Origin of the sequence: Rhodococcus sp. NPDC059968 (genome assembly GCF_042738615.1) — a bacterium.
Taxonomy (GTDB): domain Bacteria; phylum Actinomycetota; class Actinomycetes; order Mycobacteriales; family Mycobacteriaceae; genus Rhodococcus_F.
Genome location: NZ_JBHWUE010000019.1, coordinates 33,865 through 59,194 on the forward strand (window position 1 = coordinate 33,865; position 25,330 = coordinate 59,194).

Annotated in this window: 19 protein-coding genes and 1 pseudogene; 3 read left to right on the forward strand and 17 right to left on the reverse strand. The window is 65.5% G+C overall.

Features of this window, described 5'->3' with window-relative positions; translation table 11 throughout:
- Positions 1-56: 56 nt before the first annotated feature.
- Positions 57-3,584: a MobF family relaxase gene (mobF, locus tag ACFWAY_RS17715; protein ID WP_378511445.1), complete on the reverse strand. Its 3,528-nt coding sequence runs from the start codon at positions 3,582-3,584 to the stop codon at positions 57-59.
- 243 nt (positions 3,585-3,827) lie between these two features.
- Here mobF and ACFWAY_RS17720 point away from each other — a divergent pair, with 243 nt between their 5' ends.
- A complete protein-coding gene (locus ACFWAY_RS17720; RefSeq protein WP_378511446.1) occupies positions 3,828-4,460 on the forward strand; it encodes a hypothetical protein in 633 nt (210 codons plus the stop codon).
- 433 nt (positions 4,461-4,893) lie between these two features.
- A complete protein-coding gene (locus tag ACFWAY_RS17725; RefSeq protein ID WP_378511447.1) occupies positions 4,894-5,304 on the forward strand; it encodes an HNH endonuclease in 411 nt (136 codons plus the stop codon).
- Positions 5,305-5,410: 106 nt separating this feature from the next.
- Here the strand turns inward: ACFWAY_RS17725 and ACFWAY_RS17730 are convergent, their stop codons facing one another.
- From ACFWAY_RS17730 to ACFWAY_RS17770, 9 genes are all read right to left on the reverse strand, one after another.
- Positions 5,411-6,046 carry a hypothetical protein gene (locus ACFWAY_RS17730; protein WP_378511448.1) on the reverse strand — a complete coding sequence of 212 codons (636 nt, stop codon included), beginning with the start codon at positions 6,044-6,046 and terminating at the stop codon, positions 5,411-5,413.
- 365 nt (positions 6,047-6,411) lie between these two features.
- Complete coding sequence (locus ACFWAY_RS17735) at positions 6,412-7,533, reverse strand: pentapeptide repeat-containing protein (RefSeq protein ID WP_378511449.1); 1,122 nt, start codon at positions 7,531-7,533, stop codon at positions 6,412-6,414.
- Positions 7,534-7,623: 90 nt separating this feature from the next.
- A complete protein-coding gene (locus ACFWAY_RS17740) occupies positions 7,624-8,589 on the reverse strand; it encodes a Fic/DOC family protein (RefSeq protein ID WP_378511450.1) in 966 nt (321 codons plus the stop codon).
- Positions 8,586-8,789, reverse strand: coding sequence for a hypothetical protein (locus ACFWAY_RS17745; protein WP_378511451.1), 204 nt, complete (start codon positions 8,787-8,789; stop codon positions 8,586-8,588). The genes ACFWAY_RS17740 and ACFWAY_RS17745 overlap by 4 nt, the downstream gene beginning before the upstream one ends.
- On the reverse strand, positions 8,786-17,839 hold the full coding sequence (locus tag ACFWAY_RS17750; protein ID WP_378511452.1) for a helicase-related protein: 9,054 nt from the start codon (positions 17,837-17,839) through the stop codon (positions 8,786-8,788). The genes ACFWAY_RS17745 and ACFWAY_RS17750 overlap by 4 nt, the downstream gene beginning before the upstream one ends.
- A 77-nt stretch (positions 17,840-17,916) precedes the next feature.
- On the reverse strand, positions 17,917-18,576 hold the full coding sequence (locus tag ACFWAY_RS17755; protein ID WP_378511453.1) for a hypothetical protein: 660 nt from the start codon (positions 18,574-18,576) through the stop codon (positions 17,917-17,919).
- 190 nt (positions 18,577-18,766) lie between these two features.
- On the reverse strand, positions 18,767-18,979 hold the full coding sequence (locus tag ACFWAY_RS17760) for a hypothetical protein (RefSeq protein ID WP_378511523.1): 213 nt from the start codon (positions 18,977-18,979) through the stop codon (positions 18,767-18,769).
- A gap of 58 nt (positions 18,980-19,037) precedes the next feature.
- Positions 19,038-19,490, reverse strand: a complete 453-nt coding sequence (locus ACFWAY_RS17765; protein WP_378511454.1) for a hypothetical protein — start codon at positions 19,488-19,490, stop codon at positions 19,038-19,040.
- A gap of 26 nt (positions 19,491-19,516) precedes the next feature.
- A complete protein-coding gene (locus ACFWAY_RS17770) occupies positions 19,517-19,891 on the reverse strand; it encodes a hypothetical protein (RefSeq protein ID WP_378511455.1) in 375 nt (124 codons plus the stop codon).
- A 597-nt stretch (positions 19,892-20,488) separates the two neighbouring features.
- On the opposite strand from ACFWAY_RS17770, the gene ACFWAY_RS17775 reads away from it, so the two are divergent.
- Positions 20,489-20,629, forward strand: a complete 141-nt coding sequence (locus ACFWAY_RS17775; protein ID WP_378511456.1) for a hypothetical protein — start codon at positions 20,489-20,491, stop codon at positions 20,627-20,629.
- Positions 20,630-20,824: 195 nt separating this feature from the next.
- Here the strand turns inward: ACFWAY_RS17775 and ACFWAY_RS17780 are convergent, their stop codons facing one another.
- The 7 genes and pseudogenes from ACFWAY_RS17780 to ACFWAY_RS17810 form a co-directional block, all read right to left on the reverse strand.
- Positions 20,825-21,577 carry a DnaB-like helicase N-terminal domain-containing protein gene (locus ACFWAY_RS17780; protein WP_378511457.1) on the reverse strand — a complete coding sequence of 251 codons (753 nt, stop codon included), beginning with the start codon at positions 21,575-21,577 and terminating at the stop codon, positions 20,825-20,827.
- Positions 21,578-21,754: 177 nt separating this feature from the next.
- Complete coding sequence (locus tag ACFWAY_RS17785; RefSeq protein WP_378511458.1) at positions 21,755-22,225, reverse strand: hypothetical protein; 471 nt, start codon at positions 22,223-22,225, stop codon at positions 21,755-21,757.
- 206 nt (positions 22,226-22,431) lie between these two features.
- Positions 22,432-22,722: a MerR family transcriptional regulator gene (locus ACFWAY_RS17790; RefSeq protein WP_378511459.1), complete on the reverse strand. Its 291-nt coding sequence runs from the start codon at positions 22,720-22,722 to the stop codon at positions 22,432-22,434.
- Between the two features lie 524 nt (positions 22,723-23,246).
- Positions 23,247-23,579, reverse strand: coding sequence for a hypothetical protein (locus ACFWAY_RS17795; RefSeq protein ID WP_378511460.1), 333 nt, complete (start codon positions 23,577-23,579; stop codon positions 23,247-23,249).
- Positions 23,579-24,377: pseudogene (locus ACFWAY_RS17800) on the reverse strand (hypothetical protein). The gene ACFWAY_RS17795 and the pseudogene ACFWAY_RS17800 overlap by 1 nt, the downstream one beginning before the upstream one ends.
- A gap of 148 nt (positions 24,378-24,525) precedes the next feature.
- Positions 24,526-25,026: an N-formylglutamate amidohydrolase gene (locus tag ACFWAY_RS17805; RefSeq protein ID WP_378511461.1), complete on the reverse strand. Its 501-nt coding sequence runs from the start codon at positions 25,024-25,026 to the stop codon at positions 24,526-24,528.
- A gap of 126 nt (positions 25,027-25,152) precedes the next feature.
- On the reverse strand, positions 25,153-25,326 hold the full coding sequence (locus ACFWAY_RS17810) for a hypothetical protein (RefSeq protein ID WP_378511462.1): 174 nt from the start codon (positions 25,324-25,326) through the stop codon (positions 25,153-25,155).
- Positions 25,327-25,330 lie beyond the last annotated feature (4 nt).

Below are 25,330 nucleotides of genomic sequence, written 5' to 3' on the forward strand. Positions count from 1 at the left end.
CGAACGGGTCGGCAACGTCGTCGCCGACGTTCCACAGAATCCGTGAGACGGCGACCTCACTGGCGGCGCTGTGGAACAGGGCTTGCTTCCGCGGATCGGGGCCGGGGTCGCCGAGTGCTGCGACCCATTCCGCGCCGCCCGTCGATCGCCTTCTCGATGTAGGTGTCGACGTAGGCGTGCATCTGTTCCTGGTGCTGGCGGGCGTAGGCGGCGAGAATCTTGTCCTCACCGGCCGCGGCTTCGGAGAGGAGCGGAACGCGGTATCGGGCAACCGTGTCGGTGCGGCGACGCGGCAGCTTTCCCGGTGCGGTTGCCTTCTCGAGCGCGTCGGCCATGACCTTGCCGGGGGTGTTCTTCTCGTCGTCGAGCTTCCCCTTCTTGCCGACCGCCCGCATCACATTGGCGGCGTCGGTGAGGAGCTTGCGGGTGTCCCAGCCGAATGTCTCTGACTGTGCGACGGTCTCGACGATCTTGTCCCAACCGCCGAATGTGTGAACCCAGGTGAACTGTTTGTCGGTGAGGATTTCGTCGAGCAGGGTGGCGGTGTGTTCCTCGTACAGGGCACTGACGGCGGCGATGTAGCCGCCCTTGATCGCGTCGAAGGACTCGGCGTGGGCGCGGGCCTCTTCGATCATCTGGTGCGCGGTCCGCTGCGATCCGTCGCGGGCCAAGATCCCTGTGATGACCCCCAGAGCGCCGGGATGCTCCTCGGGCAGGTGCTCGAAGTCCCAGTCGGGGAGCTCGTCTTCGGCCGCGTAGGCGATGTTCTTGCTCTTGCCTCGTGTCATCGCGACGTAGAAGCCCTGTCGGTCCATCCCCGCGGAGGTGAGGACGTGGCAGGACCCGACCGTCATTCCCTGCGACCGGTGGACCGTGGCGGCATAGCCGAGTTGGACGTTCTCGGCGATGTAGTCGGAGGCGACGACAACGCGGCCGCCGCTGGCGTGGTTCTCCAGGCGCAGGGAGCCGTCGGCGCCGATCTCGACGATGGTCCACAGATCACCGTTGTTGACGCGTCCGGTGCGCTTGCCCCTGTCGTCCTTCACGACGTACTTGCTGTTGTTCTTGCGGGTGACCACGACGTCACCGACCGCACCTTCGAGCCCATCGGCGAGCACGATCCCGGGCCCGGTGACGGTGCCGTTGTCCCGGTAGTACGCGGTGGCTTTCAGGTTCAGCTCGCGCACCAGGTCGTTGGTCGGGGCGACCATGAGGGTGACCTCGTCGTCTTCGACGTCGGCGACGTACGCGTTGAAAACCTTGTCGGCGAGCTCGTGGGTCATGGCCGATTTGATGCGCCTGTTCTCCTTGTACCACTCGATCGCGCTCTCGTCGCCGTCGCGGAGCCTCAGGCTCGCGGCGGCTTCGCCCTCGGTGCGGAATCGGTGGATCTTCGACAGGAACGGGGCAAAGGTGCGCTCGGCGAGATCACGCAGAACACCGCCGGACTCCACTGAGGCCAACTGCTGGTGATCGCCGAGGAGCCGCACCACGGCCCCGGTATCCGCCGCGATTCGAGTGAGGTCGGCAAGGTTTCGCGCCGATGCCATGCCGGCCTCGTCCACCAGAAGAAGGTCGCCGGCCTCGATCCCAGTCGGGACGCCGTGCTTGTCGCGGGTCAGGATGTCCGCGATGGTGCGGCCTTCGACCTCGATCTCCGATCCGAGAACTTCCGCGGCGCGGGCGGACGGGCCGAGTGCGATGACCTTGCCGTTGGTCTGCTCCCATGCGCGGGCGACCACTTTGGCGGCGGTGGTCTTTCCGGCGCCGGCGGCGCCGACGGCCACAGCGACCGTCTTCTTGGCGGTGAGGAAGTGCTCGATCATCGCGATCTGATCGGTTCCGAGATGGAACCCGTCGATCTTCGATTCCTTCGCGACTGCCTTCTCGATCTTCCGGATCTGGCGCCGGATGACACGATCCGCGACGGTCAGTTCGCTCTCGGCGTCGGCGTTGCTGCGCATGAATGACTCAGCGGCGAGGACCGACTCGGAGGTGTAGCGCATGGTGGTGCGGTCGACGGTGTGCAGCCGAACCAGGCCGCCCTCGATCGTCTCGGACAGCTTGTCCGGGGCGACGTAGATCTCGGTGAAAACGGGGATGCAATGGTTCTTCACGAGGGTGTCGACGGCCGCGCGGACATAGACGTCCAGGTCGAGGTCGTCGGCGAAGCTGAATGCTCGGGCTTGCCGCTGAACCTCGGCGGTGAGGCTGTAGACGGTCCAGGTTCCGACCTTGCGGGACAAGTCTTCTTCGACGTTGCGGATCAGTTCCGGGAGGTCGGCGGGGCCGAACGGAGGCCGGTTGTCGTGACCGGTCTGCGCATCTTCCACCAGCTGCTGGGGTGAGGTATCGACGATGATTGCGCGTGCTCGCTCGTCCCACTCGGCCCGAAGTTCTGCCATCGAGCGGGGCGGGTTCTTCGCGTTGCGGGTGTCCAGCGTTGCCTGCTGCGCTTGCGCGAACTGGACCTTCTTCGGCGGGTTCTTACCGTGGCGGGCAGTGTATTCGCGGGCCAGTTCTGCCTGCCGATCCACGATGGCCTGGCGGCGCGAGAACTCTTCGATCAGCGAGAGTGGGATGCCTTCGACTTCGTAGACCGGCTGCTTTCCGGTGGGGGTGTCGGCGCGTGGCGCGAAGCTCACCCCGAGACTGCGAGCTACCAGATCCGCGACTCGGGTGTTGTACCGCTCGGACGCCGAGACGGCCGCACGGTAGAACATGCGTCCGTCGATGGTGGTCCACTTACCCTCCGCGTAGACACGGTTCAGGACCGCGCAGTGGGTGTGCAGGTTCGGGTCGCCGACTCGGTTGTCCCAGTGGTCGAATCGGGCGATGAGCAGACCCTCGGCCTTGACCATCCGAGTTCCTCCGGCGCCGCGCCGGGTGTAGGTCAGATCTTCCTCGACGTACCCCAAGGTCTCGTCGACGGCCTGGCGGTGCGCCGATTCGATGATCTCTTTCACGCGCGGATCGCCCAGTCCCCACAGAAGCGAGACCGACTTCATTGGGGTGAAGACGAGGTCGTAGCCTGCGACCGGCTGTCGCATCTTCCGGTAGTTGTCGGCGATGAACTTGGTTACTTCTGCGTCGCTGAGCAGAGCAGCCTTGTCGCCCTTCGCCTTGTTCAGATGGCGGATGGCGACATCCCGCTTGATGGCGTCCTTCGCCGCGGATTCGGGGAACTTTCCCGTTGCTCGCTTGTAGTCGTTGCAGCGGTCCACGACCTCGTGGACGTATTCCTGGGAGGCGGTGAACCAGCTGAACGGCCGCCCGAGCGCTGTTGCGGCGGACCAGTCGTAGCGTTCCTGCTGCGAGGCCGTGACCGGCGGCATCGTGGCGAAAGCGTTCGGAGTTCGCGCCGCACCGAACGACGAGCGCATCGCGCTTTCGGTGACTTCGTCGCCGACGGCGACTCCGGCTCGCGCCGTTGCTTTCCCGTACCAACGCCCGGGCGGGGTGCCCTTGGCGTTGTAGTAATCGATGACGTCACCCTTCTTCGACTCGGTCGCGTCGCCGGCAGCGACGTGATTCGTCAGGTACGTGTATCCATCCCCAGCTGAGAGCTTGTGGATGGTCATCATGGCGACCATTGTGCCAGGTGGCACCTTTAGTGCAAGAGGTGTGTAGAAGATTTTGGCCCTGCCGCAGGCAGGGCCTGTTTACACGGTGCAGTGAGGCACCAATTCTTCTCGCCGGAGGCGAGGGTGTTAGGTAGTTGCTCGGTCGAACGTTGGTTGTCTCGGGTCGGTTCGGTTCGATTTCACAGACTTTCGCCTCCGCGTTGCGCCCGCCCCCGCGCTTCCCGAGCCGATACACTTCGCGCCATGGCCACCTCATCTGAAGCGGCGGCGATCCGCTCCCGCCGACTGCACACCGTCAAGAACGTCGAAGAGAACGTCAAGGCAGCACGGCAGCGCGCGCTCGAACATCAGAAGCTCATCGAGAAGTTGGCGAAGCCGCTGAACTCGGTGTCGGAGAAGCTCGCCCGCCTGGACCGCGACAGGGACTCGGTCGCGGTCCAGCGTGACCGTCGGATCGAGTCGTTGCAGAGCGGTCTGGAGAAGAAGATTGAGAAGCTCAAGGCCGATACCGCCGCGAAGATCGAGCGGGCGAAGAAGGACACGGAGACCAAACTCGCGGAGCTTCACAACTCGCAGCGCGAATCCGAGGATGCACTGCTGCTCGAGTACGCCCAGGCGATCGTGCAGTTCTCCTTCGACGGATCGAACGCCGACCTCGCCACCGTTCTCGGTGTCTCCCAGAAAGAGGCAAAGGAACTGATCGCGTCGTCCGTGGCCGAACTGGAGAAGGCCGGCATCACCGACTCTCGTCCCACCGATACAACGACCGCCGCGAACTCGTCGGCGCCGGCCGCAGAGCAGCCTGCACCCGCAACGGAAGACAAAGACGTGGCTCCGCCCGCCACGGTCGACGCGCCCGCCCTCGCCTCGGCGTGACGGCCCGGGGCCGGGGCGAAAACTTTCGGAAGGCTAGACCATGACCCTCTACGACGTCTTCCCGTGGTTGCAGCCCGTGTGGCAGGGCGCGATCGACCTATGGCTCGAATTCTGGTGGCCGGGGCCGTTGTGAACGACATGAACCGGCTACAAGAGGCGACGCAGGACGGGTGGGTGTTAACCGTCTGCCTCACGCCGCGCACGAAGCGGCCGGTTGATCGAGATGAGTCGTCCTATCGGGTCGTATGGCACGCACGCGGGTTCCGGGTGCTCGGTGACTGAAAAGGTCGAGCCGGGGTTGTGGCCCGCAGAAGAATCTGACGGCATCGACCCCGGATCCGTTGACGTTCCGGCCGGCTCGCGCCGACGGCGTTGCGTAGATACGACACTGGTTCCGAATTCCCGCGCGACTGCACTGTTCTGGTCGAAGGTCGTGAAGTCTCCGACCTGTTGGTACTGGACTGGTGCGATCAGCGCACCGGATGGATACGGCCGCTTCAACTACCAACGCGACAACCGTCAGCGGACAGTCCTCGCACACCGCTTCTCGGTGGAACTGGTGCACGGCCAGATGGACGACGGCGTCGTGTGCGAGCACAAGTGCAACGAACCGCTCTGCGTCCGTGTCGCCGCGGATCACTTGGTGCAATCGACGTACTCGGAGAATGTTCGGTTCGCGATCGCGCTCGGCCGGCTGTCCGGGCACACCCTCCTCGACGGGAACGGGCGATCGCGCGTTGACCGCTCACTCGCAATTCGAGAAGCACTGCGATACGGCTACAACGAAGAAGCGGTACTTCTCGCCAAAACTGATCCCGGACCTGATCAAGCCACGTTGTTCTGAATCGAGCTCACATGTGTCGACCCACAAACCGCGGACGTGCCACGCCCCGATTGTCCTGCATTCATGCCGTGCGTTTCGCCACCGGATCGATGGTCAGTCATGTTCCTTAAGGCCGATCCACCGACGAATCCGAGTCATGACCGGCGGGCCCGGTTAGCGATCCATCGCGCGTCGGACTATCGACATCCGCGCGTAGGGAATTGTCGACCTTCTCTCGATGCCGCGAACGTCGATAACTAAGGAAACGACTGACGAGGAGCGTCAAGCCGGTGGCGGTAACCAGGGCGGCGGCCATGAAACATACGACGGCACCGAAGAGGAAAAACGTTATTAGGCTGTCGTTACGGTTCGGCCCCACATAGACGTCGAGGTAAAAGAATGCCGCAAGCGAGGCGAGGCCGAGGATCAGAAATATGGCAGTTGATCCTACAAACACGAGTGCCCAACGTTGAGCCGCCGATTCGCGGAGGTATGCGATTGTTCCCTTCTCGCGGGCGACGTTCAGCTTCTCGAGATTGTCAATTTCGAGGCGTATTGCCTTGTCAAGCGCACTGCGAGGGTCGACTGCCGCCATCTCTTTTTCCAGGGCGCCGCGGATCTCAGAAAGGACTTTGAGGTTTTCGTGGGGCGTCTTCCGGGCAGTGCGAACCGTCACCCACGCTGCGATAAGCGCCGCCACAACGACGCCGAGTGGCACACTCTGCCACCACGGCGTCGATCCTGTCCCCTGGGCGAGAATCACTCATGCATCATCCCAGGAAGATCCATTCCTGTCGGCAGGATTGAAGGCTCGCCGCCGTATCGAAGATCAACGTGTAGTTACCGCTCGTACCCAGCGTCGTGTGTCGGCTGCCGCGCCGGCTCTGCCGTCTCGGCATAGTCCACGTGTGCGTCGGCGACTTGTCGCTGAGCATCCGTGATCGCACTCGGCCGACTCTCCGGACACACACTCCTCGACGGAAGCGGGCGATCACGAGTCGACCGGTCCCTCACCATCCGCGAAGCCCTCAGATTTGGCTACAACGAAGAAGCACTGATTCGAGCGAAGACCGATCTCTGGGCCAGACCAAGGCACCTGTTCTGAGCATTGCTTCCATCCCAGATTGGTCAGAACTGTTCCGCTTGATCCTCATCCTTGGTCCGCGGCGGCGTGAACCCTTCTGGCCACAGCGTCTTTGAGCTCCAGACCATGTATCGGATGGTTTGCTCTGGAAGTGCGCCAAGGTTCCAATCCGCCTTGCTCACATCTGCTCCAGATATGTTCATTCCAAAGGTGAGCGAGCCGGTGAGTTTGGTCCGCTCCAATCTCGCGCCAGTCAGGTCGGTATGTACCAACGCCGCCTCGGATAGATCCGCTCGGTGCAGGTTTGCACGCCCAGTCAGGTCCGCGGACTGGAGATTGGCGCCACTCAGCTTGGCACCAAAAAGATCTGCACCCGACAGATTTACACGACTGAGATTCTGGCGGGACAGATCGATTCCCGCCAAGTGCATGGTCGCGAGGTTTGCACCTTCAAGATCAATCATCAAGTGTTTGGTGTCTGGCGGCAGTCTTCCCGCCTCAACCCACACGTCTACCAGTGCGCGCCACTGTGCATTTCGGTCTCCGAGTACTCTGATGATCGAGCGCCGAACTGAAAATTCGTCGCGATTGAACGCCTGCACGCCTGTTGGCGTCTCCTCAATCATTTGGCGATTTGCACGGAGATACGAACTCAGCAAGTTCAAGCAGACTTGAATCTCGGCGAATGCAAGATCGGTTCTTCCGGTGCTGTCACCGAACCGCAGCCAGTCATCGCCGAGTGCGGCAAGTGCATAAGTGCCGGCCTCGCGTATCGCTGGGCTGTCATCGGCGAGCTGCCCTGCAGCGGTCGTGTAGCGGTCTCGTAGACCGGATTCTCGTCCTCCTTCAGTTGTTTCCTTGTGGTGCTGTGTGTCCAGAGCTCGGCTCTTCTCGCCGTTGCGGAAGGCGAGGTATCCGGCTCCGATCGCGCCGACACCAGCAAGGAAGGTTGCGATGGGCTGCGCGGCGATGTCCCACCATTGGGTGTCGCCTGGTATCTCAACCCAGCGGCCCGCCAGATAGCCGAGGACGAGTCCAACGATTCCTATCGCCGCGGGAACTACGATCCGCCGCCGCGGCACCGCCTGTGACCACTTGGACTTCTCCTTGCCATCCCCACCGCCCATCGACCGAATGCCCTCCTGCTGTTGCGGATGGATCGGCAAGCGACGCGACTGCCTTCCGCTCCGTGGTGTCGATCGATCCTATGGCGTGACTGGGCACGTCCCCAGTGGAGCAAAAAGTGCCGGTCGCCGCTACCGCTCGTATCCGGCATCACGCGTGGGCAATCGCTCCGGTCCGCGCGCCTCCACTGGCTCCGCCCCTTCTGTCCTGCCCGAGAGCATCCGGCCAATGGGATGGGGATGACCCGCGGTCGCCGTTCGCACCGCACTCAGGTCGTAGCTGGCACCCGGAGTCGATTCCGCCCGGTCGTGCGACGATGCGACGAGGACCACGGCGGCGTCGATCGTTTTGCGTAGCAGCGTGGTCTCGCCCGTCTGCATGTACTCGAATCGTCCCCACACGAACTGTTCCCGCAGATCGCCCACCAACGAACTCTCGTGGGGAAGGTTCGCTTCTACGGGCTGGAATCGTGCGGTGTCGAAGGAGTAGCCGGCGTCCGCGCTGAGTTGTGTGAAGAACGCGAACTGCGCCCGGGTGTTTCCCTCCCGGAACGGGTGGACGTAGTTGATCCGCGCCCACACCTTCGTCAGCTCGTCGACGAAGGTCTCGCGGTCGAGTCCGCGCAAGTGGTTCTTGGCGGCCATTCGATCGAGCACCGCGGTGCCGTATCCGCGGACCTCTTTGGCTGCGAAGTAGCGGTGTGGGATCTCCGGGGGATTTCGGATGCCGTTCCGGTAGGCCTGCACGTGCGGGCCGAGCTTGACCATCGGCCAATCGCGTGGGGCGGTGCGCAGTTCGCCGGCCCATGGGTAGACGTCCTGGAACAGGTGGTGGTGGATCCGCCGTAGGTGCTGCAGGTCGTAGTTGCCGGGGATCGGCTCTCGTCTCAGCTCGGACATGCGCTTGTACGTGGCCAGCCCCTCGTACACGTCGAGGACCTCCGGGTCTGTGATCCCGTACGGCCGCTCGGCGGACACCCGAACGAGGTTGCGCATGACGGCGCCGGAGATGTCCGGGAATCCGGTGGCATCCCATTGCACCGTCGACGGGATGAAGTAGTCGATCCACTCCTGTGAGAACGGGCGCGGCCGGGTCACTGCTCGGTCTGGGCTCGTCGGCGAAGGATCGAGTCGAGAGCATCGTCGATCGTGATGTTCTCCTGCAGCAATTGGACGAGGAGTTCCTTGGTGGGCTCGTCCATCGTTCGGCCCTCGATCGCCATGATCGGCGCGAGCCGCTCGTATTCGGCTCGCGCCTGCGCCTCGGTCAGACCACGCTGCGCTTTGTCGTCGTTCATACGGCGCGCTCGCCTTCTTCGTCGATGCTGTAGCCGTGGTCGATCTCGGCCTCGGGGTGGATCGGGGTGACGTTCCCATTGTCCGCGGCAGTGGTGGTGCCGAGGACATCTCGGATCGGGCGGGCGTGTCCGCTGCCGGCGGCCTTGATGCCGTCGATGACGGACTGCTCCACGACCGTGGCGACCGGTTGGGTCGGCTCGATGATGGCGTCGGTCGACTGATCGGGTGCTGTGGCTTGTTCGGCGCGGAGTTCGATGCCGCGTTTGAGGCTGGCTTCGTACAGCTTCTCCCGGGGCACCTCGCGTTCCTTGGCGAGCTTGTCGGCGCTCCGTTCGCCGGTGGCGAAGGCGTCGCCGCGGCGGTTGGCGGCTCCGCGATCAGTCTGCCCGGCGCCGTCCCAGGACTCCCAGTTCCACTGCCGGCCGTGCCAGTACGTGCGGGCGCCCGGCATTCCAGAGTTGGGATCGAAGCCGTACCGCCACTCGTATTCGCTGGCGTCGACGGTTTGCCAGGGCCGCCGTGCGAGGTCTTCGGCGCGGGCTTGGGCGTTTTCTTCCCACTCCTTGCGGGCGGCGGCCATGCGCCCAGGCACGCTCGCGATCACCGCTTCTCGGGTCATCCCTTGCTCCTCCGCCCATCCTTCGGTCGGGTTGAGGTCGAGCGACCATCCTCGGTACTGGCCGTCGGCCCGGCGGCGTTCGGTGTCGAGCCGCTCGCGGCGTAGCGCCTCGGGTGAGTTCTCCCGGGAGTTCACCTCGAGGCTCAGTTCGTGGGCCTCGAGCTTCGCCTGTTCGAGTTCGTCTTCCTGGGTGAACACCAGCTCGGGCTCGGCGGTGGCGACGTCGAGTTTGGCCTTGTCGCGTTCGAGCTGAGCTGCGAGTGCGTCGCCCCGGTTGCTGACGGCGGAGAGGTGATTTCGGGTGGACTGAATGAACCCGGTGGTGGCGCTGTCGAGTGCGACGATGTCGATCATTTTGTCGCGCTCGATGTACCGCTCCTCCCCCGCGATGTCGACGATGTAGTTGGCGAGGGTGTGCGAGTAGCCGAGAGCGATCGGTACCCCGTTGATCGACCCGATCGGAAGGAACTTGCGTGCCTTCGTGACCTCTTCGCGGGCCTGTGCCAGCGCTTCGGTGATCGCATCGCGGAGTTCGGGTGCCTCGCTGTCGGGCACCGCGTGGCCGGCGACGTGCCAGATGCGTTTGCTGCGGTCCGGGGTGGCGAGCCAGTCCTGGAGTTTCGCGCTCTGTTCCCTCAGCTCGGGCAGCCGTTCCGTCGCGGCCGCGATCTGCCGTTCGAGGGAGCGGATCGTGGCCTGTCGGGCGGCGTTGTTGTTGGTGACGGCGTTGCGTTGGGCTTCGAGCATGGTGACGTTCTGCTCGGCCTCGACCTGCTGGACGAACACCGGGTCGCCGGTTGCGGCGGCCTTGGTCTGCGCCCACGACAACGACAGGTCGCCTCCGACGTCCTCCATCGTCTGGGGGACGTCCTCGCGGCGCAGCTGTGCGACGAACCCGGACTTGCGGGCGACGTACTGGTACATCATCGCGTCGTAGGAGCGCCGGGCCACGACGTTGATAACGCTGACCTTCTCGAAGGTGTTGCCCTGGCGGATGATGCGCCCGATCCGCTGTTCCATGTCCGCGGCCGTCCAGGCCGGATCGAGGTTGACCAGCTGCTTGAGTGCGCGCTGGACGTTGAGTCCGGTGCCGCCCTTCTTCGTCGAGGTCAGCAGGACCCGGATCCGCCCGTCACGGCACGCCTCGGTGAGTGTGGCTTTCGCCTTGGGCGAGTTGTGGTCGTGCATGAAGGCGATTTCCTCGGGCTTCATCCCGCGTGCGATCAGGGCGTCGCGCAGTTCGGTGTAGACGTTGCGGGCGCGGCGGCTGTCGCCGACCTTCGGTGTCCCGCGGTCGCAGAACACGAGCTGGAAGGCGCCGGTCATGTCCGGGCCGTATTTGTCGGCCGGAATGACCACGTCGGCGTTGTCGACGTAGGCGTTCCAGATGGCGTCGGCGGCGACCTCGACCCGGGAGTTCTCCGGGGGCGGGGACGGCAGGTTCGCCAGTCTCGGGTGCATGGCGACATTGCGCCCGTCGGTGGAGATCTTGAGCGTGTTGTCGATGTGCATCTCATCGCCCTTGACGTTGCCCAGCCGTTCGTCCAGGTCGGCGACGAAATCGAGGACGTCATGGCCCTGGTCGAATTCGAGGATCGTGGGCGTTCCTCCCTCGATAACGGGCAGCCGAACCGGGATCTGGTCGGCGGTCACGACGTCCCGGAACTGGTCGAGCATCGCGACGAGCTGGCGCACGTTCGCGTACTCGGCCATGCGGGTGACCATCCGCAGTTTGGTGCCGGTGATGTTCATTTCGACCGCGGTGACGGGCTTGGCGAAGGTGCCGGCCCAGTTGTCGATCCGGCTCATTCCCGTCCGCACCAGCAGGTCCGGCCGCAGCATCTTGGTCATCACCCAGATCTCCGACATGGCGTTGGTGATCGGGGTGCCGGTGGCGAAGGCCATCGCCTTGGCGGGCGCGTTGGGTTTGCCGGCCCGGGCGTTGCGGTCCTGAGCTTGCTTGCGCAGGAACCGCGCCTTCATTTCCAGGTCGGTGGCCCGCTGCGACCCTTCCGCTACCGACAGGTCCGCGGAGTTCGAGGGCCTCGCGAGGTTCTTGTAGTCGTGAGCCTCGTCGATGAACATGAAGTCGCACCCGGACTGCTCGAAGCTCAGACCGTCGTCGGAGGACTTCTGCCCGACGATCGTCTCGATGCGCTTCTTCATCGCCTTGATCGCGTTCTCGATCTGCTTGACCGAGAACTCCGATCCGGACTTGGTGGCGGCCGCGAGGGCGCCCCGCAGTTCGGCTTCCTCGTTCTCGAGGTACTCGATCTGCGCCTCGCGTTTCATCCCGATTAGCCCGAACACGGACTGCGGGACGATCACCATGTCCCAGTCACCGACGGCGGTCTGCCCGATGAACCGTTGCCGGTCCTCGATCCCGTCGAGCTCGGAGGCGACGAGGATCTTCGCGTTCGGGTAGGCGTCGCGGGCCTCGTTGCCCCACTGCGAGAGCAGGTGGTTGGGGACGACGACCCACGGCTGGCGGACCTGCCCGAGTCGTTTGGCCTCCATGCAGGACACCGTCATGGTCAACGTCTTGCCGGCGCCGACGACGTGATCGAGCAGGATCGTCTCGTCGTGCAGGAACCGTTGGACGGCAGCGGCCTGGTAGTCGTACAGCTCGTACTTGGGGTTCAGCCCGGGGAACTGCTTGAACTCGGTGCCGTACTTCGGTTTGACGAACGAGTTGCACAGCTCGTTGTAGGTGGCGGCGAGTGTGACGTAGCGGTCGCCGTCCGACCACAACCATTCGGCGAACCGCTCCTGCAGCGCTGCCGCGTTCGACCGGGCCGCGGCCGTCAATTCGGGATGGAACCGCGGCTTCGGTGACCGCTCCAGTTCCTCGGCGGTCTTGAGGACCTGCACAGCCTTGTTGTTGGCGATCAGGTTGAACATCTCGACGCCTGAGAGCTGGGCGCTGCCGTACTTGTCGGTGTAACCGCTGGTGGGGTTCTTGTGGCGGCTGTTCTGCTCGGTCTCGAAATTCCAGTTGCCGCTGACCTTGTCGAACTCGGTCGTGAGCCGGTTCGGGTTGAGGCCGAACTCCTTGATGAGGAATTCCCGGTAGTACTCCATCGGTACCCAGATCGCTCCGGGGCGGACACCGATGGCGGCCGGATCGACGTCAGGCGGGATGACCCGTTCGAGGGCTTCGACAGCCCCGCCGTACAGCTCGGGGTCCTCGGCCGCGAGCCTCTGGGCCTTGGCGTGCTTGTCGCGGACGTGCCCGGAGAGGAACGTCTCGGCAATCTCCCATTCGCCGGAGTGATCGAGGGACGGGAACATGCGCCCGCGAGCCTGGTCGATGACATCGCCGACCTCGAGGTCGAGCAACTCCCCCATCCGCTCGGGTGAGAGGTAACCGAGTTCGTCGAAGCTGATCGCCATTGCCTCGTCGACATGGTCGGCCATCTCGGCTCGACTCTTGAACGGGGTGGTGTCCTCGGTGAAGATCGGTGACTTGCTGGCCTCGGCGTCGGTGCCGTCGAACCGCGACGTGAAGTTCTCGATCGAGAGCACCATGCCGATTCGGGGATCACGCAGGATCGCACCCTTGAGGTGGTTCTGGTTCTTCTGCGGGATCGGCTCCGTAGCGGCCTTGTCCTGCATGTCCTCGAGGACATCGTCGGGGATCGGCCCCGTGTAGGGACCGGCCTCGTCGGCGCTGAGCCCTTCCTCCCGGGCCTCGGCCTTGCCGGTCTTGATGCGCCACCGGGTGATGGCCTTGTCGAGGCGTTCGGCGATCTTCTTCTCGGTCAACGGCGCAGGTTCGGTGAGGGTGAACCTGTTGAGCGGTCCCCACCGGTTGGTGTAGCGGTCGTAGAGGGTGCCCAACTGAACTCGCAGGGCCTCGCGTTCGGCCCGGGTGGAGTCGGTCGACCGGCTCGCCTCGGTCAGATTCATGACGGTCTCACCGAGTGCGATGAGTACCTTCCACTGCTCGGCCTTGTCCTTGCCGATGCAGTTGACGTACGTCCACCCCTGACCGATCTTGAACTGCTCGAACTGGCCTTTGACCTCGTCGAACCGCATCGTTCCGGGTTCGACCGTCGTTGCTTCGATTCCGGTGCCGGTCAACAAGCCAGCGGCGGTGAACGGTGCGGCGGCCGTCGGCGACGGTCGGGGTGCGGTGAATCCGAGTCCGCGCTCGACGGCCCGGTCGATGATCGGGTCGAGCTGACGGCGGATCTGCTCGGCCAACGGTGTCTGGGTGCGGGGTTCGACGATCAGATTCAGTTTGCCGTTCGGACCGTTCCCGACCGCCAGGGTGCCCAGCACCCGCTCGGGGTGCTGCTCGAAGTAGCGGTTGATCCAGTACGGCGCTGTCGGTGCGCCGCCCTGGTCCGCGCCGTGGCGATGGTCGAGCGGAATGCTCTTGACGTCGCCGGCCCACTGCACGGTCTCGGGAGATGGTTCCTGCCCGTCTGGGCGGCGCCGGAACACCAGGACGTCGGTGACGACCGCGGTCTTCGCCTGCCGGTCGAAAGCCCCGGTCGGCAGCCGCACCGCACCGATCAGGTCCGCGGTCTCGGTGATCTTCTGACGTGCGCCCGGCCGTCTCGCGTCGGAGGTGTACGCGGAGGTCACGACCGCGACGTAGCCGCCGGGGGCAGTGAGGGCAAGAGATTTGACGATGAACTGGTTGTGCAGTGAATGGCCGTCGGCGTTGTGGATCGGGTCGTAGACGCCGTCCTTGCCGAAGGGCACGTTCCCGATCGCGCCGGTGAAAGTGTCGTTTCCGGCGAAGTTCCGCTCGAATCCGTGGTTGCGGATCTGCTGCGACGGATACAGGTGATGCGCGATCTGGGCGCTGATCGGCTCGATTTCGACGCCGACCATGTTCACCCCGGCCGGGGCGGTGCCGACGAAGTACCCGGCTCCGCAGCCGGGTTCGAGCATCAGGGCGTTCTTCGGCATCCCTGCGCGTTCGACGGCACGCCAGAGTTCGTGGACCACGGCCGGATCGGTGTAGTGCGCGTTTAGGGTGGTCTCGCGGGCCTGCGCGAACCCTCGCTCGCCGAGGAGCTCGTACAACTCGTCGCGTTCGGTGCGCCAGGTATCGCGGAACCGTGCCCGGTTGTCGAATACCTCGGGGACCGCGCCCCAGCCGGACCACTGGGCGAGGACTGTCTGCTCTTCCGCCGTCGCCAGCCGCTGCTCGCGGCCGAGCTCGGTGACCAGCCGGACAGCGGCGATGTTGGCGCGGACACGGGCTTTCGCGCCGGACGGGACCAGGATGCCGGTGCCCAGCTCGAAGTCCGCGGGTGCCGCGATGGACTCTGCCGGCCGCGGGATCTCCGCGATCTCCTCGGCCTCGGCATCCTCGGCGTCCCCGAGCGTCGACTCCAGCAGCGCCTGCCGTTGCGCCAGCTCGCCGGTGGTGGCGGTCAGCGGGGCCAGGGCGGCCAGCTCGTCCGGTGTGAGCGGTGCGGCGGCCTCGGGTGCCTGCGTGATCCCCGGCTCGGGCTCGGTGGCCGGTGCGGAGTCGGCGGGCGCGTACTGGGCGGCGGTCTCGGGGGAAACCCAGACGTGACCGCCGCTTTCCTTGCGGACCTCGATCAGGCCGCCGTTGCGCCACAGCGGACTGGTGATCGGTTCGCCGTGAACGTGATCGGGGACTACCAGCAGCTCCGCGTCGGCGGTGCGAGGGGTCTGCTCAGTGGGGGCCGCCTGGTCGGCGACCCCGGGTTGTTCCCACGACGGGTCGGTTCCTTCCTCCTGGGCGGTGGTCTCCTGGTGTTCGTCGAGGACAGGCGGGCCGGCCGGCTCCGCCGCGATCTCGATCTCATCAGCGGTGGCCTGTTCGGACTGCGTCTGAGCGTCCCGCTCGGCCTCGACCGTCTGAGTGGCCTCGGCCCTTTCGGACAAGGCAGCGGCGCGTTTGCGCGGCAGGAGCACGCGGGCCTCGTCGATGGCCTCGCGCCAGGAATGAACCTCGCTGTAGACCTGCCCGTCCAGTTCGGCGGCCTCGGTATCTCGGTTCTGCCTCGGCAGTCTCAGCGCGATGTGGGTGCCCTCGGGGTCACCGACGTACACGCTGTCGTTTTGGTAGATCGTCAGATCGCTGACGTCGAAGGTGGCGTACGGGTCCTTCGCGTTCTTCTTCCGCATCTCGACCAGGAGCTGCCGGTCGTTCTCCGTCTCCAGCACCCAGTCCAGATCGAACCCCCGCGCTTCGAGCAGGGACACCTCGCTCGGCAACGTGCGGCGCAGGTCGTCGATGATCGTGCGGCGCGCTTCCCGCACGGGCCCGTTGTCGGCGGCAGCGGACCCGTTCTTCGAGTACTTCCAGAGCGGGTCGCTGTGCGCTGCTGCGTGATAGAACTCGTGCCCACGGGCGAGCACGGCGGCGGTGGACATGATCCGATCGCGCGCCTCGCGCACGGGCCGGTAGGTGCGCTCGACCCACGCAGGCATCGGGTGGCCGGCGGCTTCGAGAAGGCCACCGACCGCAATCCGGTAGTCCTCACCGCAGTTAATCTCGTTGTCGCCTCCGGTGAGGGTGTACTGCCATCCACGTGAGGTGTGGCGGATCCCGGACCGTGGCTTCGATTTCAGTCGCAGCCCATGGATTCCGCCTTGTTCGAAGTACTCGTGGCCGTTGTGTGCGTAGACGACCTCCATGTCCTCGTGGAGGTTGGGCACGGTGGTGCGGCGCAGTTCGGCGGCGAGCCGCTCCTGGCCGATGCTCGCGGTGGCGTCGACGAGGTCGGGGCGCTCGTAGGCGAGGACGTCGAAGGCGACTGCGATTGCCGCTTCCAGCTCCGGGACACGTGTCCGCGAGGGCAGACCTGCCCAGGGCGCGACCAGCGGATCGCTGCGCAGGTGCGCGCGCATCCACTGCGTCCAGTCGTTGCGTACGGACTCGTCCCACGTCAGGTCGTCGCGGTGCGCGTCGGTCCAGGACTGGGCCACCGTGTCGTAGAACCCGGCGGCCTCGAGTTGGCGGCGGTCGCGGACGATGAGTTGGGCGGCTGCTTGTCGGGTCGTGGAGCCGGTTCGGGCGAGCTCGACGAACGTCTCGCGGACGACCGTGTCGAACCGGGTGGACGCCGCAAGGTCGCCGGCCGCGCGGCCGCCGACCGCCTCGATGAGGCGAGAATCCGCGGCGGCCGTCGCGTACAGGAATGCTTGGTCGGCGGCCGTGACGTCGCGTTGTGCGTCGATGCAGCCCTTCCACCACTGGTTCGTCATTGAGACCCGGGCTTTTTCGCCCTTGAGCTTGCGCAGGGCGGTGACGAAGGCCGGATCGCAGTCGGGATGCGGCAGGTCCAGCGGGGTGGCGGGGTCGAACTTCGCGCGGGCGCGCCCGTACCAGTCGTTCTCGGGGATGACGCCCAGGTCCAGGGCTTCCTGAACGGCCTCGAGGGTCTCGACGCGGTCGTTGAGTTCGAGGAGTTCCGCCTCGGCCTGTTCGAGGCTCATCTCGTCGTCGAGGTCGAGATCGGTGTCGATCTCGGCGTTCTCGTCGGCCGCCAGCACGGACTCTGCGGCCTGCTGCGCGGTTTCGAGGTACGCCTCGCCGACCTCGCGTTCGTCGGCGTCTCGTGCGGCCACGACGGCGTCGGTGATCGCCGTGGTGATCGGGTGCCCGATCCTCTCGGGGCGGCGGGCTTCCCAGTACGCCTCGGCGGCCTTGCGGCCCAGTTCGTGCCACCGGTCGGTGTGGAGCAGAATCGTCCGGCACGCGGTGAACATCTCGTCCGAGATGCTGCGCCGGTCGCTCATCAGGTCGGCCAGAGCCACCTGGGCTTTCGTCTTGAAATGCCCCTCTGCCCAGGCGAGGAACCCGGTGGCGGTGTTCGCCGAGGATGTGGCGGAGGTATCTGCTTCGGGGTCCGGCTCGGCGAGTGCCTGCAGGATTCTGGCTTCGACCTCGGTGGTCGCGTCGACGGTCGTCGTGGCGGCCGCTGCGACCGGGTCGATGTCGGTAGAAGCGTCGGCAGTTGCGGTGTCGAGCTGCGCATTGTCGGTGGGCGCGGCCTCTGGGAACAGGGGTCCGGCGGGACGATCGCGGAACTGGACCTCTCTGAGGTTGCCGCTGAGGATGGCCGAGATGAGGTCGTGCGCTTCGCCCTTGGTGATCGTCGTGTCGACCGTGAACGGCTTCTCGACCTCGCCGGCCAGCTGTTCGAGCTTGCGGATCTGCGCCCGGCTGATCGTCTCGTTACGCCAACCGGCCTTCGGAGTGCGCTCGGCCGTGGACATTTCCTGCACGAGGGCACGCGGTACCTCATGCGGATCGACGCCCAGCGCCTGAATCTGATTGCGCAGCTCACCCTCTCGGGCCGACTGGACCCGCCACTGCGTACGGAGCCGCTCGAGCTTGCCGGTGATGCTGTGGATGTTCTCGGTGTTCGCGACGATCCCGGCCTGCAGCCCTCGTTCCTGCGCGGTCGCGAGCGCCCGCTGAGCGGCCGCCAACTGCCGGGTGAGCTTGGCCCCGTGCCGTTCGAGTTCTGCGACCTGCTCGCTGGCGGCCGCCCACTGCGCTTGTGCAGCTAGAACGGAAGATTCGGGTCCTCCGGCGGATTGCGCCGGATCTCCTCGTCGATCATCTCCGCCAACTCGTCCGCGATCGGGTCGTACGCGGTCATCGGCACCGGCTGGTTGTCCTCGATCCGCTGCGCCACCAGTGCCCGCCCCAGCTGCTGGAACCACGCCAGGCGATCGAGCCACACCCGGTGCACGATCTGTTCCGCCACCGGCATCGGCCGCACGTTCAGGCTCTTCCACCGGTCCGGATCGTGTTCCCGACGGGCCCGATCCTGCTCCGCCTCGATCTGGTTGTCCGCCCAGGCCTCGAATTCCGTCCTGCGGGCGGCGATTTCCGGTGTCACCTGCGGATACAGTTCCTCGGCGAGGATCATCTCCCGCGCCGCCCGCCACGCCGATTCCTTCGCCTGGACCACGTTCCAGTAGGTCGCGGTCATGCCCCGGTTCGCCTCGGCCCACTGCTCGTGCGCCTGTGTCTCCAACGGCCCGCTCGCGGACTCGGTCAGCTGCTGCAGGCGCAGAGCCTCCCGGTCGATCCGCTCCAGGCCCTCCGGGGAGGTCGGGTCCAGGCCGAGCCACTCGACCAGAATCCGCCGCGTCTCGTCCGCGATCGTCACGTCGATTCCCTCGACCTGCTCGATCGTTTCCTCGCTCTGCGCTTCCATCCCCTGCTCCTTGATCCTCGAAATCGAACGCGCCCTGGTTGACGTTTCCGCGTGCCACTCGACCTCCTCGTCAGCGCCCATCCAGGGCGACACCCCACCCGAAAACGGGGAGTTTCTGAGGTCGATTTTACTACAGAACAACGACACAAATGGTGCCTGACCTGCACTAATGCCGAATTGGTCGCCGGATTCAAATGCTCCGGGAAGTGCTCTGAGGGCGCGCCAGAGCGACGAAGATCATCAGCACCAATGGGGCGATGAACAGCCCGGCGATACCCGCTCCGAATGCCCGTGCGGGGCGGCGATGGCGGTTGTACGAGCGGCGAGCACAGACCACCGCGCCTGTGATGGACAACACGTTGAACGCGACAAACACGGTGGTGGCGAACGCGTTTCCGTCCATCACGGGCCAACCTCTCTAGCGGGTGTTAGGTGCCTTCATCGAACCGCATGGGCTCGAATCACTGACCGGAGAGGGTCGCCACCGCCAGACCCGACAGGGAGCTGCCACCTTCCGATCCGGCGGCAGGGACGTCGACCCTCTCGGTGATCGCCTTGATCCTGGACCACGGAACCTCCACCCGCAGAGTTCGCGGCTGCTGGAGGACACGGTCCGAGTTGTTCGGCAGAATGCCGGCCTCTTTGACTTCGTGCAGGAGCGTGACGAGAGGGTTCGCGAGTTCGAAGAGGACAGAAGTGGAATCGGACGTGTAGCTCTCGACGTGCACGGACCGGTATCTGCTCGCCTCGACCAGCACGGAATCTACATCCACCTTTGCGTGGAGGGCCGCGTTCGGCGATTCGGCGGCTTTGGCCTTGACGATCAGTGCTCTCAGTTCAGCGAGGATCTTGGGACCGGCGTAGTGAGTCAACGGCGGAACCGGCATCCCTTCCGCGAAGTGGATTTCTTTCATCCCGAGTTCTCCTTGTCGGTTGGTGTTCAGGCCATCAGTCGTGAGATGAGGTGCCAGATCGCGCTCGCGGCGCCGGTGGTATCGCGAGGGTCGACGGGTCGGTCTGCGACGGTAACCCAGCCCTCCGACCGCTTCTCCAACGCTCGGACGAGGAGTGTTCCGGACACGTCGACAACGGTGAGCAGGATGTCGTGGCCGTCGCCGGTGTGCCAGATGAGGTCGCCGTCGTCGAGCGTGATGCTGGAAGCCAGGGACTCGGTCTCGGCGTGCGGGTCGGCGCGCTCGTAGGACTCGCGCGCCAGCTGCGCCAGTGCCTGTTCGTGGCCGGCGCCCATCGGTTGATGCACCGCCAACCCTCCCGCGCCGCGCAACGACGCCTGGTCGATCAACAGAACCGTCATAAAACTGCCCTTCCGTTCACGCTTAATCCGCGTTTCAGCTCGACAACTCACCACCTACTCTACATAGAGACCTCTCTAAGTAGAGTAGCTACGTGCCGGCCGTTGCTGCAGAGGCGCTCGACGCGGCGCTGCTTGCGCCTGGGCGGCGCTGCTTGCGCCTGGGCGGCGTCGATCGCGCCCTGGATGCGGCGGACGACGTATTCAGGACGCACTCGCCTACGCGTCACGGCTCAGCGTCAACGACTGACGGCAAGATGAGCGGAGGCGGCTCTCGGCTGCCTTCTCCGACAGGACGTCGGCGGCGAGTACGCAGGTGATGCGTCCTGGGCCGTCCTTCGATGAGGGCGGCGTGCGGCCCTGTCTGGGTAACGGGCCTTGCCAGGTCAGCGATACGTCAGGCAGGTCGGGAGGACCAGGAGATAGTCATGATCGGCATCGTGTTTGACATCCCAGTGTTCGGCGACCCGATCTGGCCACCGGGTGTTTGGTATGTCAACTTCGCCAACTGGTGGAATCAGTTCTAGCCATGTCGCCCGGAATGTATGGCCCGATCGGTGACTTCTACGTGTGGTTCGGAACCGTGACCATGCCGGTCTGGTGGCCGATCGTCGAGTGGTGGCAGGCGATGAACTGATGATTGGATTTCTGCCCGATCTGCCCGTCGACATCTTCTCGGCGCCCTATCTGTTTCCGGGCTCTGCGTGGATCGCCTTCGCGACCTGGTGGAATCAGTTCTGAGGAGTCGAGATGATCGGCAATCTGCCTGACCTCCCAGGCTGGTTTTCGGAAGGGGAATCGGCCTTCTTGTTCCCGATCCTTACCCAAATCGCCAACTGGTGGAATCCGTTCTAAGGAGCGTGATGATCGGCCTACTGCCTGACCTTGGCTACATGCTGTGGCTGTCAGAACCATGGAACAACTTCGTCGCTTGGTTCAATCAGCTCTGATCGTCTCGTCACGGCCGCATGGTGACAGGCCGCTCGTTCGACGTGTTCGGGCCAATTCACAGCTGCCCCCCGGGATCTTCGTGAGTCGTTCTGTCGCTTCTCGCAGTCGGCGGCCGTGGCCGCACATGTGCTCGAAGAGGTCCCGTTCAGGGAGGCGTTCCGCCACTTCCGCCAGCGACTGCGCGGCGAGGTGGAATCCGCGGCGGTATGCCTGGGTGATCACGGCGTCGGCGTAGTGTTCGGCTCCGCCGGTTGCCCCGAGTGTCGTGACGTCGGCGAGGGCGGTAGTGAGCTGCTTCCCCTTGTGTCCGGCAGTGCGGCCTTCACGGCTCAGCATGAGTGCAACGTGCGCCGAATCGTGGGGTTTGCCGGCCGCGACGAGTGCGGCGATCTGGCCGTACAGCTCCCCGTAAGTCGGGCGGTCGAAGTCCGCGGCCGTGATCAGCGCGGTCACGCGCCGGGCCTCGGCGGGCTGCGCCCACAACAGCGCGCACAACAGCTGCGCCTCAACGTCCAGGCGAGGGTCGTAGTCCATGTCATCGGCCGAAATGGCCTCGCGGTGTCCACCACTCGTCGCACCCATCGCCTCCTCGACCGCGACGAGCACCTGCTCGCGGACGTCACCGACGACGTGGTGCACGCCACCGTCGCCGGGGACGCCGCGCTGGTCAGCGAATGGCGGGAGGTCGACGTCGACCTCGGTGACGGCGTGGGGTCGCGTTCGGGCTGCTGTACGCACTCGAACTACAGGCCGCCCACCGGGCCCGTGCGGACGCCGCGCGTCTGGCCCGGTGACTAACCCTCCGGGCGGGTTGCGATCTCGAGTTTCCCGCCGCTGCATGCCTGGTCGGCATGCTGATCAGCCAAGTCGAGGCCCCGGTGGGCGGGGTCGGCGGCCAGCAGATGCGGGTAATGGTCACCGACCTCGCGTGTCGCCTGTCGGTACCTGACCCGGATCAGTGCCCCCATAGGTGCGACGCACCGGACCGTCGTTCACGGCCGGGTTCCAGGTCGAGACTGCCCAGATGACGACGACGTCGAGTGCGATGATCACCAGCGACCACACCGGGTAGTACGGCAGCCACAGGAAGTTCGCCAGGATCGAGACCGCGGCAACGATGATTGCCGACACCCGGGCCCATTCGGCGCCGGTGAACAGGGCGAGGCCGACGATCGCGACGAGGGCGCCCAGCACGATGTGGATCCAGCCCCAGGTGGTGAGGTCGAACTTGTAGACATAGTTCAGCCCGGTCACGAACACTTCGTTCTTGGCGACGGCGGCGATGCCCTGGCAGAACTGGATGATGCCGACGGTGACCATGATGATCGCGGCCGCCATCGAGGTGCCTGCCGCGAAGCCTTGTTTGGCCGAGGGATGCTCCGACATGGCTGTCCTCTTCCCGCGCAGATCCGATTCGTTCGGTACCACGATCGTCCGCCGCACCGGACAGTCTTCGCCGGGAAACCCGAATCTCGGCCGGGATGCCGGTAAGGGCCGCAGTTCCTGCAGCTGACCGGCCAGCAGCGAGGTCACCGGTAGGGCAGCATCCGAGGACTAGGCCTCGACTGGTGTTCCGAAGTGGTGGCGGTGTGTCAGCTGACTGCGGGGCCGGGTCCGTCCGCCGAGGGGCGAAGGGTGTGCTGGAGTTCGGTATTGATGCGACGGGCCTCGGCGAGTTGGTCCTCGAGGATGATGATGCGGCACGCGGAATCGAGTGCGGTGCCCTGGTCGATCAGTTCGCGGGCGCGGGCAGCGAGACGGAGCTGGTATCGGGAGTAGCGGCGGTGGCCGCCCTCCGAGCGTCCGGGGGTCAGCAACTTCGCGGCGTCGAGGCTGCGGAGGAATGCCTGTGTCACGCCGAGGATCTCGGCGGCGTGGCCCATGCTGTAAGCGGGGTAGTCCTCGTCGTCGAACTTCCCGGCCGGGCTGTGGTCCGGCGAGTCTTGCTGAATGGGGTGACCTTTCAGACGGACAGGGCCCCCGGCGCCGTGAGGCACCGGGGGCCGGAGCGGGTTTCACTTCCTTATTCACTGACTTTTTCCAACTGTCGGGCTCGTCGTGCTACCCGGCCGCCGGGTCGGAAAGTGCCGGGGCCTTACACACTCACAACCCTTTCATCCCGGCACATCCGTCTCTTGCGGTACTTCTCTGCGGGCAGTTCATCCCTCCCGCACCTCGTGAACTCTTTCCTTGCGACGAGAGAAACTCTACAACAACGAAACCTCAATGTCTACAGTCACTACTACAGAAATTATGGAGTGAGTTGACCAGGGATTTTGTCCGCGCCAGGAGGCACGTTGGTTCCGCGACGTGGCCGGACCGCCGGGCAGGCGGATCCCAGCAGATGGGTGACAGCTCGGTCGCGCCACTGGTTCCCCCCGGTACTGCGGGACACCCAGGTCGGCGGCTAGGTGGAGGGTGGTTCGCTGATGGCGTCGGCGGTGACGACCATGTCGAGCTCGATGCTGTTCGTGCCCGCAGCGTCGGTGACGTACACGGTGATCGCGGCCAACCACTGTCCGTCGTGGATTTGGAACCAATGCGTTTGCAGCGCCGGCCGCAGACCCGACAGATAGACCGACGAGCTTTTCACCCTCATGCTGACGAAATCGGCACGAGTTGCTCCCCCACGCCCGAGCGGCAACGCCTTGCCGATGTCGACCAGGACTGCCCGCGGCGGGTCGAACGTCCTGATGACCGGGTGTTCTGGCCAGCGCTCGGTCCAGGCGTCGGTGTTCATCACAGCGCAGCTCGCAGTGGGGCGTGGCCGGTGGTCTGGATCTCGGGGACCGTGCGCCAGACCACCGACCCGGAGTCGCTGCGAATCTCCATGCGGAGCGTGCGACGTTGGAATCCTTTGCCGGCGGCCGCGACGTCGAGGTGCACCCCGGTGACGCGGCCGTGTCCCTCGCCCAGACCGGAGTATCCGGTGACGCGGGACTCGATCCGCAGATCCACCCCGTCCCAGCGCCCGTCGGTGACCAGTAAGACGGCGCCCTTCGACCGGGCCCGCGCCACCACCGCCCTCGCCCTCGACGGCGTCACGGCCGCGCCCGAAAGCCCGAGAATGACCAGGTCAACTCCGTCGAGAAGGATCGCCGCGACCTCGACAGCGGTGTCCTTCGGCTCGGGCACAAGCGCAATCCGGGAGAGGTCCGCGCCTTGCTCGACCGCCGCGAGAAGACTCAGATCCGGCATTCCCACCACGGCCGCGTGTGAACCGGCCGCCGTGACCGAGGCGAGCAGGCCGACCAACACCGACGCCGCTCCGGCGACGCTGGCAACGGTGCCGCGGGCGAGTCCGGCCACGCGGAAGAAGTTTTGCGATCGGAGGGGGCACCGGCAGCGTCCGCAACGCGGTCTGAGCGGTGGCCACTATCGGCGCCGGTTCGTCGACGGACCGCAGCACCACGGTGGGCATGGCCGGCTCAGTCCCGTCGGAGCGGGCGGGAATCGCCGCCATCCTCCGGCGCAGCTGTTCGAGCTTCTCCGCCTTGGTGAGCGCGTCCGATACGCACGCCCGGGGCAGTTCGCTCATGCTTGCCCTCCGTCAAACCGATCCGTCTACATCACCAGTGTAGCCACGCTATCGAACACACGTTCGACCGATGGTTGATCGGTGGAGCCCTGACCTTTCATCGCAGGTCAGGGGCCAGCCGGGCCTCATCCCTCCCGGGAATTCCCGGTCAAGCGGTAGTGGGGATGGTGATGTCCGGGCGGGCCTCGATGGAGGGCAGGAGGTACTGGGGGCAGGTGACCAACTGGCGGGGCGCGAGAATCGCACGGCGGTCGGTGTCGAGGTACAAGCGATAGGCGAGCTGCCCGCGGCGATGGGTGCCGGTGTCCGGGTCGACGGCGCCGAGAAAGTATCCGCGCGTGGTATCGGCGGTGGAGAAGATCGCCCGCGCCCACTCGTCGGGCTCCGCGGGCGGCAGGTACCGCACCTCGCCCGTGACCGCATCGACGGTGCGCACGATGACCGTGACGATGACCCCGGCCGCCGCCGGAAACCACTGCTCGGCCGGAACGTCGTACGGCGCGATTAAGGTGTGGATCCGCAACTCGATGTTCGCTGCGGTGCGGGCCACCGCCGTGATGAGGTGCGGGTCCGCCGGGACGTCACCGCTGGCCAGATTCGGTAGCGTCTGGTCGGAGTCGGCGCGGAGGTCATCGGGGTCGGCGGACATGGGGTCTGGGTACGGGCGGCCTTGATACCCCGGTCGGCAAAGCGACGGCGATGCCGCCGGACCGTTCCCGGCACCCCTTGATGCGGGCGCTGCCATGGCCTGACCTGGGTTCGGTGGCGCTCCGGTTCAGAACAGGGCCGTCTGATGTTCCGCGGCCGCGGCGTCGGTGTGGCGCCGATAGGCGTGGGCGAAGGATTCGGCCGCGGCCGCGGTGCAGCCGAGTTCGCGGGCCACTTCGATCCAGCTCTTTCCCTGGGCGTGGAGTGTGTAGGCGTCCTTGTGGTCGTCGTCGATCAACATTGCG

What these genes read in the sequence shown, in the direction of transcription:
- mobF (WP_378511445.1), bottom strand. Translation starts at nt 3,584, where the DNA reads ATGATGACCATCCACAAGCTCTCAGCTGGGGATGGATACACGTACCTG.
- ACFWAY_RS17720 (WP_378511446.1), top strand. Translation starts at nt 3,828, where the DNA reads ATGGCCACCTCATCTGAAGCGGCGGCGATCCGCTCCCGCCGACTGCAC.
- ACFWAY_RS17745 (WP_378511451.1), bottom strand. Translation starts at nt 8,789, where the DNA reads ATGAACGACGACAAAGCGCAGCGTGGTCTGACCGAGGCGCAGGCGCGA.
- ACFWAY_RS17755 (WP_378511453.1), bottom strand. Translation starts at nt 18,576, where the DNA reads ATGGAAGCGCAGAGCGAGGAAACGATCGAGCAGGTCGAGGGAATCGAC.
- ACFWAY_RS17760 (WP_378511523.1), bottom strand. Translation starts at nt 18,979, where the DNA reads ATGGACGGAAACGCGTTCGCCACCACCGTGTTTGTCGCGTTCAACGTG.
- ACFWAY_RS17765 (WP_378511454.1), bottom strand. Translation starts at nt 19,490, where the DNA reads ATGAAAGAAATCCACTTCGCGGAAGGGATGCCGGTTCCGCCGTTGACT.
- ACFWAY_RS17770 (WP_378511455.1), bottom strand. Translation starts at nt 19,891, where the DNA reads ATGACGGTTCTGTTGATCGACCAGGCGTCGTTGCGCGGCGCGGGAGGG.
- ACFWAY_RS17785 (WP_378511458.1), bottom strand. Translation starts at nt 22,225, where the DNA reads ATGTCGGAGCATCCCTCGGCCAAACAAGGCTTCGCGGCAGGCACCTCG.
- ACFWAY_RS17790 (WP_378511459.1), bottom strand. Translation starts at nt 22,722, where the DNA reads ATGGGCCACGCCGCCGAGATCCTCGGCGTGACACAGGCATTCCTCCGC.
- ACFWAY_RS17795 (WP_378511460.1), bottom strand. Translation starts at nt 23,579, where the DNA reads ATGAACACCGACGCCTGGACCGAGCGCTGGCCAGAACACCCGGTCATC.
- ACFWAY_RS17805 (WP_378511461.1), bottom strand. Translation starts at nt 25,026, where the DNA reads ATGTCCGCCGACCCCGATGACCTCCGCGCCGACTCCGACCAGACGCTA.
- ACFWAY_RS17810 (WP_378511462.1), bottom strand. Translation starts at nt 25,326, where the DNA reads ATGTTGATCGACGACGACCACAAGGACGCCTACACACTCCACGCCCAG.